This window comes from Variovorax sp. H27-G14, from assembly GCF_046156345.1.
In the GTDB taxonomy this organism is placed as follows: domain Bacteria; phylum Pseudomonadota; class Gammaproteobacteria; order Burkholderiales; family Burkholderiaceae_C; genus Variovorax.
On record NZ_JAYLVN010000020.1, the window covers coordinates 17,510 to 31,942 of the forward strand.

Consider the following 14,433-nt stretch of genomic DNA (forward strand, 5'->3'; position numbering starts at 1 on the left):
GGCTGGGGTGAGGGCAACGGCGCAGGAACTGGAAGCCTCGCCGTGATGAAGGCCGCTGCACCCTCACCCCAACCCTCTCCCGCAAGCGGGAGAGGGGGCAAGACAAGAAACGCCGGGCAGGGGAATGCGGTGTGTGTGTCGACGTACTTTGCGGGGAGGGGGAAGAAATGATGCAGTGGCTCAAGGACCTGATGGCCCCGGTATTGCTCCCTCTCCCGCCTGCGGGAGAGGGCTGGGGTGAGGGCAACGGCGCTGGAACTGGAAGCCTCGCCGTGATGAAGGCCGCTGCACCCTCACCCCAACCCTCTCCCGCAAGCGGGAGAGGGGGAAAGACAAGCAAACGCGCCGAGCAGGGCGAGACGCTGGCCAAGCAACTCGCCCTCGTCATCGACCTCAACGTCTGCGTCGGCTGCCACGCCTGCGTCACCTCGTGCAAGCAATGGAACACCTCCGGCAGCGCAGGCCCGCTTGCCGATGAGCGCCCCTACGGCGCCAACCCCACCGGCACCTTCTTCAACCGCGTGCAGACCTACGAGGCCGGCGCGTTCCCCGTCACCGAAACCATCCACTTCCCCAACGGCTGCCTGCACTGCGAAGACCCGCCCTGCGTGCCCGTTTGCCCCACCGGCGCCAGCTACAAGCGCAAGGAAGACGGCATCGTGCTGGTCGACTATGACAAGTGCATCGGCTGCAAGTACTGCGCATGGGCCTGCCCCTACGGCGCACGCGAGCTCGACGAAGAACGCCAGGTCATGACCAAGTGCACGCTGTGCGTCGACCGCATCTACGACGAGCATCTACCGAAGGAAGACCGCAAGCCGGCCTGCGTGAAGGCCTGCCCCACCGGCGCGCGCATCTTCGGCGATGTGAAAGACCCGAACTCCGAGGTGTCGAAGGCGATCCGCGAGCGCGGCGGCTACCAGCTCATGCCCGAATGGGAAACACAGCCCGCCAACCAGTACCTTCCGCGGCACATCACGCACCCAACGAACGCACAGGACTAGACGCATGCATCCCGCGTTCTCCATTCTTTTCTTCACCACGCTGGCTGGCGCGGCGCAGGGCCTGGTGTTCACGCTGGCGCTGGCCGTGCTGTTCGGCCTGGAGCTGTCGCCGGGCTTCATCGGCATTGCGTTGGGCGTGGCCGAGGTGTTGCTCGTGGCGGGCCTGGCCGCGTCGTTCATGCACCTGGGCCGCAAGACGCGGGCCTGGCGCGCCGTGCTGATGTGGCGCACCTCATGGATGTCGCGCGAGGTCATCGTGCTGCCGGCGTTCATTGCGCTGGTCGCGCTGTGGGCGGTGTCGCTGCGGCTGGGCATCGGCGCGCCCTGGTCGTGGGCGATGCCGGTGCTGGTGCTGTATGGCGCGGCGTTGCTCTGGTACTGCACCGCGATGATCTACGCCTGCCTGCGCTTCATCGAGGAATGGGCGCACCCGCTCACCGTCATCAACTTCACGCTGATCGGGTTGTCGTCAGGGCTGATGCTGGCCTGCGCGATGGCCGCGCTTGCCGGCGAGGCGCGCTTTGTGCACGTGTTCGGGCCATGGGCGTTGGCCGCCACGCTGGCTGCGTGGGCCGCGCGCGGCAGTGCCTTGCGGCGCAACGCGGGGCTGCGGCACAAGTCGACGTTGCAATCTGCGACCGGTATTCGGGCGGACAAGCTGGTGCAGAAGTCGATGGGCATGTCGGCGGGTTCGTTCAACACGCGCGAGTTCTTTCATGGGGCGTCTCTGGTGGCGCTCAAGAACATGAAGTTCGGGTTTCTGGTGATGGCCTTCGCGTTGCCAGCGGCGCTGGCGCTGTGGGGCGTCGTCAGCGCGGTCGCATGGCCGTGGCTGCTGGCGGTGCTGGTGCAGGCGCCGGGGTTGCTGGCCGAGCGCTGGTTCTTTTTTGCGCAGGCGAAGCATCCGCAGAATCTGTACTACCAGGTGGTGTCGTAGGTTTTTCGCTGCTGTTACGCATGAGGACCGGTTGTCGAATACAGCCTCCAGCAGACATCAGCTAAAGATCGTTGGGCTGGGACCTGGTGTGCTGCTGTAGTTGTTCAGGCCGCTTTCTTCAGGGCGCGTGCACAGGCCGCCGGGTACTCCCCTCCGCGAATGTCCCCCGGGCTTCGCCCTCCTCCTTTATTTCGCTGCGGGGAGCACCCGACGCCCTGGGCACCAGGGCACGCTCTGCGGTGATCGCACGATCAACAACTGCTTCGTCCAACGCTCACGTCGATGGGGTGCCTTGCGCAGCGAAATAAAGGAGGAGCGAAGCGGGGGACATTCGCGGAGCAAGGCACCCCGTCGGCGTGAGCGTCGCCCTGAAGCCAAGCGATACGTCGACGTTCTAGGCAGTACAAGCGTGAGTCCTCAACCGCCCCTCAAGTGATGCTCATGGCCAACGGCGTGGTCTGAAACGCCAGCTGCCGCCAACGGCCATCGAGTTGCGTCCACACTTGCATCACGCGCGAGTCGATCCGCACGGTGCCGCTGCCGTCCTTGCGCACCGCAACGAGCATTTGCCGGCCGGTCATGAGGGCCGTGGTGTCGAGCAAGCGCACTTCGAGTTCAGAGCGATCGATCTGCTGGTAGTCGACATGCACGCCGCCCGTGCGGAAGTAGCTGTCGTAGTCGTCGGTCTGGCCCTTGGCGTGCACATGCGTCAGGGCAGGGTGAAGGATGTCTCGCAGCCGCGCGAAGTCCGCACGCTTCATCGCGTCGCAGCGCTGTGCCTCCAGGTCGAGGAGCAGTGCGCGGGTTTCCGCTGGGGTCGATGGGTTCGATGGGGTCGTTGGCGTGTCGGTCATCTTGATCCTTGAGGTTTGAAATTGCGGTGCGGCGGAGCTATTCCGGCGCGGTCTCGGCCAGCAGCAGGCCGAGGCTCCGGCATGCGCGTTGCAGCAAGGCGGTTGTTTGTGCGGCGTCCTGCGCAACGCCATAGACGATGTGGTCCGGGCGCACGAGCGCGGCCGAGCACGCGTGCTGCGCGAACCAGCGCGCCACGATGCCGTCGCTTTCGATGAGCCTTGTCACGCCGCTCGCTAACGGGTTGACCGGCTCCGCCGCGCCGATGCTGACGGCGCGCGCATGCAGTGCCTCCAGCGCCTGCGCCCAGGCGCTGAACGTGGGCGCATCCGGCGCATCGCGCAGCACCAGCAGAAAGCCGCCCTCCAGCAAGTCGTCGAGCATCTGCGCATCGTCTTGCGTCTGCGTCTGCGCCTGCGTCCTGCACACGGGCTGCGGAAACGGCGTGCCGTTCGGCGCGGCATCGCGGTCGATCAGTCCGTGGTGCACGCCGGGGAACAGGCTCTGGCGCAGTTGCACATGTACCTGGCCGCCCTGGGCGGCGCGCAAGCCGCGGTCGCGCTCGGCCGCGCGCACGGGGTCGCGCTCTCCGATGATCTGGCCCAGTCGCTTGACGGTGGCGGTGATCGCCTCCACCTGCGGGCCGCGCTCGGCGCCGTAGCTGTCGAGCAGCGCATCGGCAGCTCGGCCCGCCAGCACCCAGTCGAGCTTCCAGGCCAGGTTGGTGGCGTCGCGCAAGCCCTGGCACATGCCCTGGGCCAGAAAGGGCGGCATCTGGTGCGCGCTGTCGCCGGCCAGCAGCACCGGCCCCCTGCGCCATTGCTCGAGCACGACCGCATGAAAGCGGTAGGTGGCCGCGCGCCAGATGCGTGCCTCGTGGGGCGCTAGCCAGGGCGACAGCAGCTGCCAGATGGCTTCGTGCGGCATGTCGCGCTGCTCCGCCTCGTCGGGCAGCAGCAGAAACTCCCAGCGCCGGTGCGTGCCCGGGCCGACCACGTAGGTGCAGGGCCGCGAGGGTTTGCAGTACTGCACGTTGGTAGCCGGCAGTTGCGAGAGCTTGCTTTCCTCCACGTGCATGTCGACCACGATCCACGGCTGGTCGAACGCCAGGCTCTTGAGCGGCAGGCCGAGCCGCTTGCGCGTGGGGCTGGTGCCGCCGTCGCAGGCAACGACGTAGCGCGCGCCGACCTGCATTGCTGCGCCGTCGGGCGTGCGCACCGAGAGCACCGCGCCGCCCGCGTCTTCCTGCACGTCGACGACCTCGTGCGCCAGGTGCACGCGCACGTCGGGCAGCTCCCCGACCGCGCGGCGCAGCGAGGCCTCCAGCGCCGGTTGGTTGAAGGTGTACGACGGTGCCCAGGCCAGCGGGTAGGGCGCGGGGCCCATGTCGAAATGCTGAATGGGTTGGCCGTCGCTGCCCTGGTAGATGGTGGGGCGGTAGGGGGTCATGTGCGCGGCAAGCGAGCCGGCAATGCCGATCTCTTGAAAGGTGCGCATGGCCTCGTGGTCCAGCGCGAACGCGCGTGGCAGCGGGTAGATGTGCTCGCTCTTGTCGAACACCGCCACGCGCCGCCCACGCCGGCCCAGCAGTGCGGCCAGCGAGGCGCCAACGGGGCCGAAACCGATGATGGCTACGTCGAAGGGTTCGTGGTTCTGTTGCATGCCCGTACCTGGTTTGGAAACCAAAAATTATGCACAAAACATAATTTCATGCACTTCGGGTTGCTACCGATTCGCCTTTTTGCCGCCGCGTTGAAAAATGCATAAAAACCGCGTTATGCACATTTCAACGAAGGAGACAGCATGTCGATGATGAAAGCCGCTCGCCTGCATCAGGTCGGGTCCCCGATGGAAATCGAGCAACTGCCGATCCCGCAACCTGCGGCCAACGACGTGCAGGTGCGTGTGCACGCCTGCGGCATCGTGCCTAACCTGGGCAACATCCTGGCCAACTGGACGACCTGGTTTCCGGAGCTGCCGCTGCCCCCGCTGCCGGCCATCTTCGGGCTGGACCCGGCGGGCGAGGTCACCGCGGTGGGCTCGCATGTGCACACGTGGAAGCCCGGCGACCGCGTGTACGTCAACCCCAGCCTGTATTGCGGCGGTTGCCGCGCCTGCCGCAACGGCGACCTCGTCAACTGCACGCACTACGCGTTCAGCGGCTACTTCGGCTTTTCGCAGGACTCGCTGAAGCTCTACAAGAACTACCCCTATGGCGGCCTGTGCGAGTACATGATCGCGCCGCAGTACGCGCTGGTGAAGCTGCCCGACAACGTGAGCTTCAACCAGGCGGCGCGCTTCGGTTACCTGGGCACCATGTACTCGGCCATGCGCAAGGCGCGCGTGGCGCCGGGGCGCAGCGTGTTGATCAACGGCATCAGCGGCACGCTGGGGCTGGGCGGTGCGCTGTTCGGCCTGGCGATGGGCGCCACCCGCATCCTGGGCACGGGGCGCAACCAGGCGCTGCTGGACCGCGTGAAGGCGCTGGCGCCTGATCGCATCGAGGTGTTTTCCACGGAGGGCGGCGGGTCGATCGATGCCTGGGTCAAGGCGCGCACCGGCGGGCTGGGCGTGGACACCTTCATCGACGCGCTCGGCCCGGGGGCGGCGCACGAATCGTTTCAGCAGGGCGTGCGTGCGCTCAAGCGGGGCGGGCGCGCTTTCAACATCGGCGCCATCGCGGGCATGGTGGGCATGGACCTGCACACCATGATGGACGAGCAGCAAAGCATCGAAGGCTCGGCCTGGTTCACCGCCGGCGAGGGGCAGGACATGGCCGACATGGCCGAGGCCGGCACGCTCGACCTGTCGGTGTTCGAGCATGTGTGCTATCCGCTGGAGCGCGTGAACGAGGCCATCTCCGGCATCGCCAGCCGCAACGGCGGCTTCAGCAACTTCGTCATCAACCCCTGAGAGGCCGCCCCATGAACAAGATTCGCAGAGTGGTGGCCGCAACGGGCGCGGACGGCAAGGCCCGTGTGGTGTCGGACGAAGTGGCTTTACGCCATGTGGAGTTTGCGACGGTGCCGGGCTTTGCCGCCGCGTTGCTGTGGTCGACGCCCGCCGGCGCGCGCCTTGGTCACGACGCGCCGTCCGATGCCACGGGCCGTGTCGGCTTTGTGCCGGCACCGGGCGAAACGCGCCTGCTGTTCGTCACCTTTCCGCCAGACAGCGTCATGATGCGTGCCGACTTCGATGCGGCGGCTTTCGGAGCGGAGTTCGCACGCGAAGTGCCGGGCCTGGCGGAAACTTTCGAGCCCGCGCACCCCGGCATGCACACGACCGACAGCGTCGATTACGACGTGGTGCTGGAAGGCGAGATCGTGCTGGAGCTGGACGACGGCGCACAGGTGCAACTGGGCAAGCACGACGTGGCCGTGCAGCACGGCAACCGGCACGCCTGGCGCAACCCGAGCGACCAGCCGGCCAAGATGCTGTTCGTGCTGATGGGTGCGGCGCGCAACGGTTGAGTTGAGGCCATGACCACCGCAGCCACCTTTGTTTTGCTAGGCCTTTGCGAGCGCCAGCAGCCGGATTTCTTCGAGCAGGTCGACCAGCGCCGCCTGCACGAAGCCGAGCGTGGCCTCGTCGACCAGCCGGCCGTCGCGCATGCGCGTGGCCACGCCGGCAATGGCGACATGCTGGCGAACCACGGGTCGCGCCAGGGTGGCTGCCAGCGCATCGCGAATCTGCGCCTGTGCGCGCACGCCGCCAGCGGTGCCCGGCGATGCCGTCATCACCAGCGCGGGCTTGCCCTTGAGCGGCGACGCGAAGCCGGGGCGCGACGCCCAGTCGATCGCGTTCTTCAGCACGCCGGGCATGCCGTAGTTGTATTCGGGCGAGCAGATCACCAGGCCGTCGGCCTGCGCAATGGCGTGCTTCAGCTGCACCACGGCCGCGGGCGGGGAATCGCCGTCGAGGTCGGCGTTGTACATCGGGATGTCGTTCAGCGCGAACAGCTCGATGGTGGCCGTGGCCGGCAGCAGCGGCGCAAGGCTGCGCAGCACGGCGGTGCAATGGGACTCGCGGCGCAGGCTGCCGGAGATGGCCAGAAGGCGCGTTGTGGTTGGCGTTGGGCTCGGCGTTGCGGCTTGGCGAATGTCGGTGGTTGGACTCATGCGGACCTTAAAAAAACGCGAGTTTATGCATAAAATCGACGTCATGCACAAAGAAGAAAATCCCCTGCGTTCCCCGCCATTGGTCGAACAGGCCTTTGTTCAATTGCGCCGCGACGTGCTCGACGGCACCTTCGGCGCCGGCGCGAAGCTGAAGGTCGACGAGCTGCAAGCCGCTTACGGCCTGTCGAGCAGCCCGCTGCGCGAAGCGCTGAGCCGGCTCGCACAAGAGGGCCTGATTCGCGCCGACGAGCGCCGTGGCTTTCGCGTGGCGCCCATCTCCGAGCAAGACCTGGCCGACATCACCCGCATGCGGCTGATGCTGGACGTGTCTGCGCTGCGCGAGGCCATTGCGCACGGCGACGATGCCTGGGAGGGCGCCGTGGTCGCGGCCTTCCACCGGCTGGACAAGGTCGAGTCCCGCCTGGGCGACGGCCCTGTGGTGCTGGACGACGCATGGTCTGAGTTGCACCGCGCCTTTCACCTGGCGCTGCTGGCCGCGTGCCCTTCGGAGCGCCAGCGCCTCTGGGGCGCGAGCCTGTTCGACCAGGCGGAGCGCTACCGGCGTTTTTCCGCAAGGCACCGCAAGACGGCGCGCCGCAAGTCGAACGAGCACCGCAAGATCATGGACGCCACCCTGCGGCGCGACGCCGACACCGCGTGCGCCATGCTCGAGGAACACATCCTCAGCACCCAGCGCAACGTGACGGCCGCGCTCAAGGCGGCCGCACAAGCCGCATAGAAAAAAAGGCGCATGCACAGCGCATGCGCGGCCCAAGAAAAGCCCACTTTTCCGGAGACAACATGCTCAAGGTCCACAGGCCCACACCGTCCCACTTCGGGATTTTCGTCACCGACCTCGAACGGATGGTGGCCTTCTACACGGAGACCTTCGAGCTGACGGTCACCGACCGCGGCGAAGGCCGCACCTTCAAGAACCAGCTGGTCTTCACCAGCGCCAGCCCGGACCAGCATCACCAGCTGGTGCTGGCGTCGGGCCGGCCGGCCGAAGCCAAGTTCAGCACGGTGATGCAGATCTCTTTCGTGGTGCCCAGCATCCAGCACCTGCGAGACATTTCCGCGCGGGCAGCGGCGCGCGGCGCCACGCAGATTCGCGGGCTCAACCACGGCAACGCGCTGTCGGTCTACATGCTCGACCCCGAAGGCAACACGGTCGAGATCTACATCGACACGCCGTACTACGTGGCGCAGCCGCACGGCGACCCGCTGGACCTGTCGAAGGACGACGAAACGCTGATGCGCGACACCGAGGCCGCGTGCCGCGCCGACCCCAGCTTCATGCCATTGGCGCAATGGCGGGCGCAGTTCGAAGCCAAGCACCCAGCCGCGTTGGCAGCCTCCCAGGCAGCGCCTTTCGCGGGATGAGCCCGCACCCCACCAATCTCTTTTCTCTTTTCCCTCTGGAGTTCACATGAAACTGTTGTCGTTCGTTCATCAAGGCCGTGAAACCTGGGGGGCGGTCGTCGGGGACGGCGTTGTCGACCTGGGCGCGGCGCGCCCGCAGCAACCCACGCTGGCCGACTACATCGCTTCCGGCGACTACACCCGTGCCGCCCAGCACATCGAGGGCCTGCCCGTGGCCGCGAAGCTGGCCGACATCACCTACCTGCCGGTCATTCCCCGGCCCGAGAAAATCATTTGCGCGGTGCGCAACTACATGGACCACCACCAGGAGGTGCTGGCCGCGGGCATGCACCGCGAGCTGTCGGAGCAGCCGCCGATCTTTCTGCGCGTGTGGCGCTCGCAGTGCGCGCACAACCAGCCGATCGTGCGGCCCAATGTGTCGGAGTCGCTCGACTGGGAAGGCGAGCTGGCGGTCATCATCGGCAAGGGCGGGCGCAACATTGCCGAGGCCGACGCCTTCGACCATGTGGCCGGCTACGCCTGCTACAACGACGGCAGCGTGCGCGAATGGCAGTTCCATGCCAAGCAGATCGCCTCCGGAAAAAACTTCGAGTCGACCGGCGGCTTCGGCCCGTGGATGGTGACGGCCGACGAAATTGCGCCGGGCCGTCAGCTCAAGCTGGAGACCCGCCTGAACGGCAACGTGGTTCAGTCCAGCCACACCGGCCACATGATCTTCAGCATTCCGAAGCTCATTGCCTACGCCTCGACCATCTTCACGCTCACCCCGGGTGACGTGATTGCCACCGGCACGCCCGCGGGCGTGGGCTGGAGCAAGAAGCCGCCGCAGTTCATGAAGCCCGGCGACGTGTGCGAGGTGGAGATCGAAGGCATCGGCACGCTGCGCAACCCGATCGTTCAGCAGCAGCAGTAGCCGCTGGTGCGCTGCCCCGGTTTGAGCCGGGGCCCCTGACCGCGGCGAACGGCGGTCGGCAAATACATAAAAAACCGATTGGAGACAAACATGTGGCGCAGAGCTTTTCTCGCTGCAGGGCTGAGCCTTGCCTGCACTTTTTCGTTCTCGGCCCTGGCCGAGTCCCATGCCTACCCTGACAAGCCGATCAAGATCTACCAAGGCTTTGCCGCCGGCGGCAATGCCGACACCATCGCACGCGTGGTGAGCGCGGAAATGACCAAGTCGCTGGGCCAGTCTTTCGTGATCGAAGCGCAGACCGGTGCTGGCGGCACCATTGCCGCGAGCACCGTGGCGCGCGCCAAGCCGGACGGCTACACGCTGCTGCTGGCCACCGGCGGCCATGCGGTGGCCGGTGCGCTGTACAACAAGCTCAACTACCAGACCGTGGCTGACTTTCAGATGGTGTCGACCGTCACGTACTTTCCCTTTCTGGTGGTGGTGCGCGCCGACGCGCCTTACCGCAACCTGCAGGAGTTGCTGGCGGCCGCCAAGGCCGACCCGCGCGGGCTGTCGTATGGCTCGGCCGGCATCGGCTCCACGCACCACCTGGCCGGCGAGCTGCTGACGAAGACCGCCAACGTGAACCTGCTGCACATTCCGTACCGCGGCGATGCGGCGTCGCTCACGGCGCTGCTGGGCGGCGAGGTGCCGTTCATCATCGCGCCGCCCACCGCCGTGCTGCAGACCATCAAGGCCGGCAAGCTGCGCGCATTGGCCACCACGGGCGCGCAACGCTGGAGCGCCATGCCCGACCTGCCCACGGTGGCGGAGCAGGGCGTTGCGGGCTACGAGGTGACATCGTGGGCCGGCCTGATGGCGCCCGCGGGCACGCCGCGACCCATCGTCGACCAACTGCGCGCGGCAACCCTCAAGGCCCTGCAGGCGCCGGGTGTGCGCGCTCGGCTGGAAGACATGGGCGGCGAGGCCCGCGGCAGCACGCCCGAGGAGATGACGGCGATGGTCGGCGGCGAGCTGAACAAATGGACCACCGTGGTCAACGACGCGCACATTCCCAAACAGTAACCAGAGCGAGAAGCCATGTCCCTGATCGAAATTCGAAAGCGCAGTCTCAACGTCGAGACCATCTATCACGAAGGCGGGCCCGTGGCGGCGGTGCCCTTGAAGCTTGCGGCGGCCTGCGCCGTTGTTCGCAACCCCTACGCGGGGCACTACGAGCCCGACCTGCTGCCCTTCATGGCGCAGCTGCGTTCGCTAGGCACGCTGCTGGCGACGGAGCTGGTCGAGCTGCTGGGGCGCGACAAGGTCGAGGTCTACAGCAAGGCCGCGATCGTGGGCGTCAACGGAGAGCTGGAGCACGCGGCCGTGTGGCACGAGGCCGGCGGCTGGGCCATGCGCGAGGTGCTCGGCGAGCCCAAGGCCATGGTGCCCGCCGCCAAGGCCGTGGCCGCCACTGGTTACCGGCTGATGGTGCCACTGCATTACATCCACGCCTCTTACGTGCGCAGCCACTACAACAGCATGGAAGTGGGCATTCAGGACGCGCCCCGCCCCAACGAGATTCTGTTTGCGCTGGTGATGGGCACCGGCGGGCGCATCCATGAACGCCTGGGTGGGCTCACCAAGGACAAGGTGTCGGTGCATGACGGCCAACGCTGAAAGACCGACCATGACAAGAACAATGCGCGCGGTGCTGGTGCGCACCCCCGGCGGCCCCGAGGCGCTGGAGCAGGTCGAGCTGCCCGTGCCTGCCTGCGGCCCCGGCCAGGTGCTGGTGCGCGCCGGCGCCATTGGCGCGGGCGGGCCCGACGTGCTGATTCGCAATGGCACCTACAAATGGATGCCGCCGTTGCCGGTGATTCCCGGCAACGAAATGGCGGGCACCGTGGCCGAGGTGGGCGAGGGCGTGACGGCGCTGCGCGTGGGCCAGCGCGTGCTGGTCAGCTCGCGCGAACTGCCGGAGCGCGGCGGCTGCTATGCGCAGTACATCGCGGTGCCTGCGCAGGCGCCTTTCGTGCTGCCGGACAGCATCAGCTTCGAGGAGGCCGTGAGCCTGGGGAACATTCAGCTCGCGCAGGCGATGTTGCTGGGCAGCAATGGCGGCCTGCCGGTGCGCTCGGTGCTGTTGCTGGGTGCGGCGGGCGGCGTGGCCACCGCGATGGCGCAGCTGGCGGCACACCTTGGCATGACGGTGATCGGCACCGCGTCCACGCCCGCGAAGCGCGCGCATGCCTTGGCGCATGGCGTCACCACGCTGGTGGATGGGCAGGCCGCGGGCCTGGAGTCGCGCGTGCTGGCCGCCACCGGGGGGCGCGGTGTCGACCTGGCGTTCGACCATGTGGGGGGCGACCTGCTGATCGCCTGCATCCGCTCGCTGGCACCGCTGGGCACGGCCATTTCGTACAACATTGCCGGCGGTCCGCCGTCGAGCGATGTGTTCCTGGAACTGCGTGCGCTGCTGAGCAAGAGCCTGGCGGTGCGCACCTTCTCCATCCACACCTTCGACCAGGACCGCGAGCAACGCCGCGGGCTGATGGAAAAAGCCATCGAGCTCATGCGCAGCGGCGCGGTCAAGGCGCCGCCGACGCGGGTGTTCCCGCTGTCGGAAGTGCGCAGCGTGCACGAGATGCTCGACGGCGGACAGTCGCTTGGCAAGTTGGTGTTGGCGCCCTGAACAGACGCGGGGAGCGGGCCGCGCGGCCTTCGCAGATGGTGCTGATGGTGCAGATGGTGCAGGGCGCGCCTCAGGCCAGGCAGTTCAGCGCCAGCCCTGGCGTCGGCCAGTCGTCGATGGCAATCAACCGCCCGCTGCCCGACAGCGTCACGTAGGCCGTGCGCAGGTCGCGCCCGCCAAAGCAGATGTTGGTGGTGTAGCGGTCGGGCAGCGGCACGTGCTGCACGCTGCCGCCGTCGGGTGCCACGATGCTGATGCCGCCGTGCAGCAGCGTGGCCACGCACAGGTTGCCCAGCGCGTCGACCGCCATCGAGTCGAAGCGCTGGTAGTGGCCGCCGGGCGAGGCGCAGAGCATGCGACCGCCGTGCGGCGACGGCCATGCGTCCTTGCGCACGCGGCCCGGCGCGGTGATGTCGAAGGCCCACACGCGCGCGCCTTCGGTTTCGGCGTAGTACAGCGTGCGGCCGTCGGGCGACAGGGCGATGCCGTTGGGCGTCATCACCGGGCGTGCGATGGCGTGGGGCGCGGCGCCATTTGCATGGCCGTAGAAGAGGCCGCCGCGGTCCATGTCGCGCTCGCGCGTCTTGCCCAGGTCGGTGAAGTAGAAGCCGCCGTGCGCGTCGAACACGATGTCGTTGGGCCCGCACAGCGCGCCGCCTTCGACCGTGTCGTACAGCCGCTCGGCGTGCCCGGTGGCCAGGTCGACGCGCTCGATGCGTCCGCCCGAGTAGTCGTCGGCCTGGCCCACGGGGCGCAGGCAACCGTCGGCCTCGGTGTGCCATTTGAAGCCGCCGTTGTTGCACACATAGACCGCGCCGTCGGGTCCGATGGCCGCGCCGTTCGGGCCACCGCCCAGGTGGGCCACCACCTGCACCAGGCCGTCGGCGCGCACGCGGGTGAGGGTGCCGCGGGCAATTTCGACCAGCAGCACGGAGCCGTCGTCCATGGCGATGGGGCCTTCTGGAAACTGCAGGCCGGTGGCGAGTTCGCGGATGCGCATACGGGGCTCCTTCAGCGGATGGGGCGAGCCGCAGTTTGCCCGCTGGTGCCGCAGCCGCGGCTGCTTCCTAGGGAAAATCGCTAGGCCGGAAAGCACCAAAGTATCAAGTCGCGCGCCGGGGGCGTTATGCAAAAAGGCGCCAAGTGCCGATCCTTCTAAGGGCGGAGCTGCCGCTATCACCCCTGACCGGAGACATGATGGACCACACGAAGATACTTTTGGGCCTCGCCTGCTCGGCGCTTGCCCTTGCTGCCTCCACCTCCACCTCTGCCTCTGCCTCGGCCACGGACCTGGTCATTGCGACCGTGAACAACGGCCACATGATCGAGATGCAGAAGCTCACCCCCTTCTTCGAAAAAGCCAACCCCGACATCAAGCTGAAGTGGGTCACGCTCGAAGAAGGCACGCTGCGCCAGCGCGTGACCACCGACATCGCCACCAAGGGCGGCCAGTTCGACGTGATGACCATCGGCCTGTACGAGGCACCGATCTGGTCGAAGAAAGGCTGGCTCCAGCCCATCGACACCGACGCCGCCTACGACGTGGACGACCTGCTGCCCGCCATTCGCGCCGGGCTCTCCTACGACGGAAAGCTGTATGCGGCACCGTTCTACGGCGAGAGCTCGATGCTCATGTACCGCAAGGACCTGGCCGACAAGGTCGGCTTTCAGATGCCCGAGCAGCCCACCTGGGCGCAGGTGAAGGAGCTGGCCGGCAAGATCAACGACCCCAAGGCCGGCGTGTACGGCATCTGCCTGCGTGGCAAGCCGGGCTGGGGCGACAACATGGGGCCGCTGACCACGCTGGTCAACACCTACGGCGGCCAGTGGTTCGACATGCAGTGGAAGCCGCAGATTGACACCAAGCCGTGGAAGGACGCCATCACCTTCTATGTGGACCTGATGAAGGCCTATGGCCCGCCCGGCGCGTCGGCCAACAGCTTCAACGAGAACCTGGCGCTGTTCAACGAAGGCAAGTGCGGCATGTGGGTGGACGCGACCATTGCGGCATCGTTCATCAGCGACCCCAAGCAGTCGAAGGTGGCGGACAAGGTGGCCTTCGCGCAGGCGCCGGTGGCGCTCACGCCCAAGGGGGCGAACTGGCTGTGGACCTGGAACCTGGCCATTCCGGCCAGCTCCACCAAGGGCGCCGCGGCGCAGACCTTCGTGAAGTGGGCCACCTCCAAGGCCTACATCGACCTTGTCGCCAAGGAGCAGGGCTGGGGCGCCGTGCCCACCGGCACGCGCAAGTCGACCTATGCGAACCCCGAGTTCCAGAAGGTGGCCAAGTTTGCCGCGGCCGAGAAGAAGGCCATCGACAGCGCCAACCTCACCGACAGCACATTGCCCAAGTCGCCTTACGTGGGCGTGCAGTACGCGGCCATTCCGGAGTTTCAGGCCATCGGCACGGCCGTGGGCCAGCAGATGAGCGCGGCACTGTCCGGCAAGGTCACGGTCGACCAGGCGCTGAAGACCTCGCAGAATATTGCCGAGCGCGAGATGAAGAAAGCGGGCTACTACAAGTAGCAGGTTCGCCATCGGCAGGTCCAACC

15 protein-coding genes are annotated in these 14,433 nt (G+C 67.1%); 11 read left to right on the forward strand and 4 right to left on the reverse strand.

Annotation, left to right across the window (positions count from 1 at the left end):
- Positions 1-275: 275 nt before the first annotated feature.
- Together VLK31_RS30055 and VLK31_RS30060 are read left to right on the forward strand one after the other, a co-directional pair.
- Positions 276-1,004 (forward strand): 4Fe-4S dicluster domain-containing protein, encoded by a 729-nt coding sequence (locus tag VLK31_RS30055; protein WP_409172140.1) that lies wholly within the window; start codon positions 276-278, stop codon positions 1,002-1,004.
- A gap of 4 nt (positions 1,005-1,008) precedes the next feature.
- Positions 1,009-1,941 carry a dimethyl sulfoxide reductase anchor subunit family protein gene (locus tag VLK31_RS30060; RefSeq protein ID WP_409172141.1) on the forward strand — a complete coding sequence of 311 codons (933 nt, stop codon included), beginning with the start codon at positions 1,009-1,011 and terminating at the stop codon, positions 1,939-1,941.
- A 428-nt stretch (positions 1,942-2,369) separates the two neighbouring features.
- On the opposite strand, the gene VLK31_RS30065 is transcribed toward VLK31_RS30060, so the two are convergent.
- Positions 2,370-2,795, reverse strand: a complete 426-nt coding sequence (locus VLK31_RS30065; protein ID WP_409172142.1) for a nuclear transport factor 2 family protein — start codon at positions 2,793-2,795, stop codon at positions 2,370-2,372.
- Positions 2,796-2,832: 37 nt separating this feature from the next.
- Positions 2,833-4,455: a bifunctional 3-(3-hydroxy-phenyl)propionate/3-hydroxycinnamic acid hydroxylase gene (locus VLK31_RS30070; protein ID WP_409172143.1), complete on the reverse strand. Its 1,623-nt coding sequence runs from the start codon at positions 4,453-4,455 to the stop codon at positions 2,833-2,835.
- A gap of 141 nt (positions 4,456-4,596) precedes the next feature.
- Here VLK31_RS30070 and VLK31_RS30075 point away from each other — a divergent pair, with 141 nt between their 5' ends.
- Together VLK31_RS30075 and VLK31_RS30080 are read left to right on the forward strand one after the other, a co-directional pair.
- The gene (locus VLK31_RS30075; protein WP_409172144.1) at positions 4,597-5,706 is read left to right on the forward strand and encodes an alcohol dehydrogenase catalytic domain-containing protein; all 1,110 of its coding nucleotides are present in this window, start codon (positions 4,597-4,599) and stop codon (positions 5,704-5,706) included.
- Between the two features lie 11 nt (positions 5,707-5,717).
- On the forward strand, positions 5,718-6,263 hold the full coding sequence (locus VLK31_RS30080; RefSeq protein WP_409172145.1) for a cupin domain-containing protein: 546 nt from the start codon (positions 5,718-5,720) through the stop codon (positions 6,261-6,263).
- Between the two features lie 36 nt (positions 6,264-6,299).
- Here the strand turns inward: VLK31_RS30080 and VLK31_RS30085 are convergent, their stop codons facing one another.
- Positions 6,300-6,911, reverse strand: coding sequence for an NADPH-dependent FMN reductase (locus tag VLK31_RS30085; protein WP_409172146.1), 612 nt, complete (start codon positions 6,909-6,911; stop codon positions 6,300-6,302).
- A 25-nt stretch (positions 6,912-6,936) separates the two neighbouring features.
- Here VLK31_RS30085 and VLK31_RS30090 point away from each other — a divergent pair, with 25 nt between their 5' ends.
- The 6 genes from VLK31_RS30090 (at position 6,937) to VLK31_RS30115 (ending at position 11,881) form a co-directional block, all read left to right on the forward strand.
- Positions 6,937-7,650, forward strand: coding sequence for a GntR family transcriptional regulator (locus VLK31_RS30090; RefSeq protein WP_409172147.1), 714 nt, complete (start codon positions 6,937-6,939; stop codon positions 7,648-7,650).
- 62 nt (positions 7,651-7,712) lie between these two features.
- Entirely contained in the window at positions 7,713-8,294 is a 582-nt protein-coding gene (locus VLK31_RS30095; RefSeq protein WP_409172148.1) for a VOC family protein, read from the forward strand.
- A gap of 46 nt (positions 8,295-8,340) precedes the next feature.
- The gene (locus VLK31_RS30100) at positions 8,341-9,207 is read left to right on the forward strand and encodes a fumarylacetoacetate hydrolase family protein (RefSeq protein ID WP_409172149.1); all 867 of its coding nucleotides are present in this window, start codon (positions 8,341-8,343) and stop codon (positions 9,205-9,207) included.
- Positions 9,208-9,297: 90 nt separating this feature from the next.
- On the forward strand, positions 9,298-10,272 hold the full coding sequence (locus VLK31_RS30105; RefSeq protein WP_409172150.1) for a tripartite tricarboxylate transporter substrate binding protein: 975 nt from the start codon (positions 9,298-9,300) through the stop codon (positions 10,270-10,272).
- Between the two features lie 15 nt (positions 10,273-10,287).
- Positions 10,288-10,866 (forward strand): amino acid synthesis family protein, encoded by a 579-nt coding sequence (locus VLK31_RS30110; protein WP_409172151.1) that lies wholly within the window; start codon positions 10,288-10,290, stop codon positions 10,864-10,866.
- Positions 10,867-10,876: 10 nt separating this feature from the next.
- Entirely contained in the window at positions 10,877-11,881 is a 1,005-nt protein-coding gene (locus VLK31_RS30115) for a zinc-dependent alcohol dehydrogenase family protein (protein ID WP_409172152.1), read from the forward strand.
- Between the two features lie 70 nt (positions 11,882-11,951).
- Here VLK31_RS30115 and VLK31_RS30120 read toward each other — a convergent pair whose 3' ends face one another.
- On the reverse strand, positions 11,952-12,881 hold the full coding sequence (locus tag VLK31_RS30120; RefSeq protein ID WP_409172153.1) for an SMP-30/gluconolactonase/LRE family protein: 930 nt from the start codon (positions 12,879-12,881) through the stop codon (positions 11,952-11,954).
- A gap of 197 nt (positions 12,882-13,078) precedes the next feature.
- On the opposite strand from VLK31_RS30120, the gene VLK31_RS30125 reads away from it, so the two are divergent.
- A complete protein-coding gene (locus tag VLK31_RS30125; protein ID WP_409172154.1) occupies positions 13,079-14,407 on the forward strand; it encodes an ABC transporter substrate-binding protein in 1,329 nt (442 codons plus the stop codon).
- Positions 14,408-14,433 lie beyond the last annotated feature (26 nt).

Coding starts and splice junctions, on each gene's coding strand:
- VLK31_RS30055 (WP_409172140.1), top strand. CDS start 276: ATGAAGGCCGCTGCACCCTCACCCCAACCCTCTCCCGCAAGCGGGAGA.
- VLK31_RS30060 (WP_409172141.1), top strand. CDS start 1,009: ATGCATCCCGCGTTCTCCATTCTTTTCTTCACCACGCTGGCTGGCGCG.
- VLK31_RS30065 (WP_409172142.1), bottom strand. CDS start 2,795: ATGACCGACACGCCAACGACCCCATCGAACCCATCGACCCCAGCGGAA.
- VLK31_RS30070 (WP_409172143.1), bottom strand. CDS start 4,455: ATGCAACAGAACCACGAACCCTTCGACGTAGCCATCATCGGTTTCGGC.
- VLK31_RS30075 (WP_409172144.1), top strand. CDS start 4,597: ATGTCGATGATGAAAGCCGCTCGCCTGCATCAGGTCGGGTCCCCGATG.
- VLK31_RS30080 (WP_409172145.1), top strand. CDS start 5,718: ATGAACAAGATTCGCAGAGTGGTGGCCGCAACGGGCGCGGACGGCAAG.
- VLK31_RS30085 (WP_409172146.1), bottom strand. CDS start 6,911: ATGAGTCCAACCACCGACATTCGCCAAGCCGCAACGCCGAGCCCAACG.
- VLK31_RS30090 (WP_409172147.1), top strand. CDS start 6,937: ATGCATAAAATCGACGTCATGCACAAAGAAGAAAATCCCCTGCGTTCC.
- VLK31_RS30095 (WP_409172148.1), top strand. CDS start 7,713: ATGCTCAAGGTCCACAGGCCCACACCGTCCCACTTCGGGATTTTCGTC.
- VLK31_RS30100 (WP_409172149.1), top strand. CDS start 8,341: ATGAAACTGTTGTCGTTCGTTCATCAAGGCCGTGAAACCTGGGGGGCG.
- VLK31_RS30105 (WP_409172150.1), top strand. CDS start 9,298: ATGTGGCGCAGAGCTTTTCTCGCTGCAGGGCTGAGCCTTGCCTGCACT.
- VLK31_RS30110 (WP_409172151.1), top strand. CDS start 10,288: ATGTCCCTGATCGAAATTCGAAAGCGCAGTCTCAACGTCGAGACCATC.
- VLK31_RS30115 (WP_409172152.1), top strand. CDS start 10,877: ATGACAAGAACAATGCGCGCGGTGCTGGTGCGCACCCCCGGCGGCCCC.
- VLK31_RS30120 (WP_409172153.1), bottom strand. CDS start 12,881: ATGCGCATCCGCGAACTCGCCACCGGCCTGCAGTTTCCAGAAGGCCCC.
- VLK31_RS30125 (WP_409172154.1), top strand. CDS start 13,079: ATGGACCACACGAAGATACTTTTGGGCCTCGCCTGCTCGGCGCTTGCC.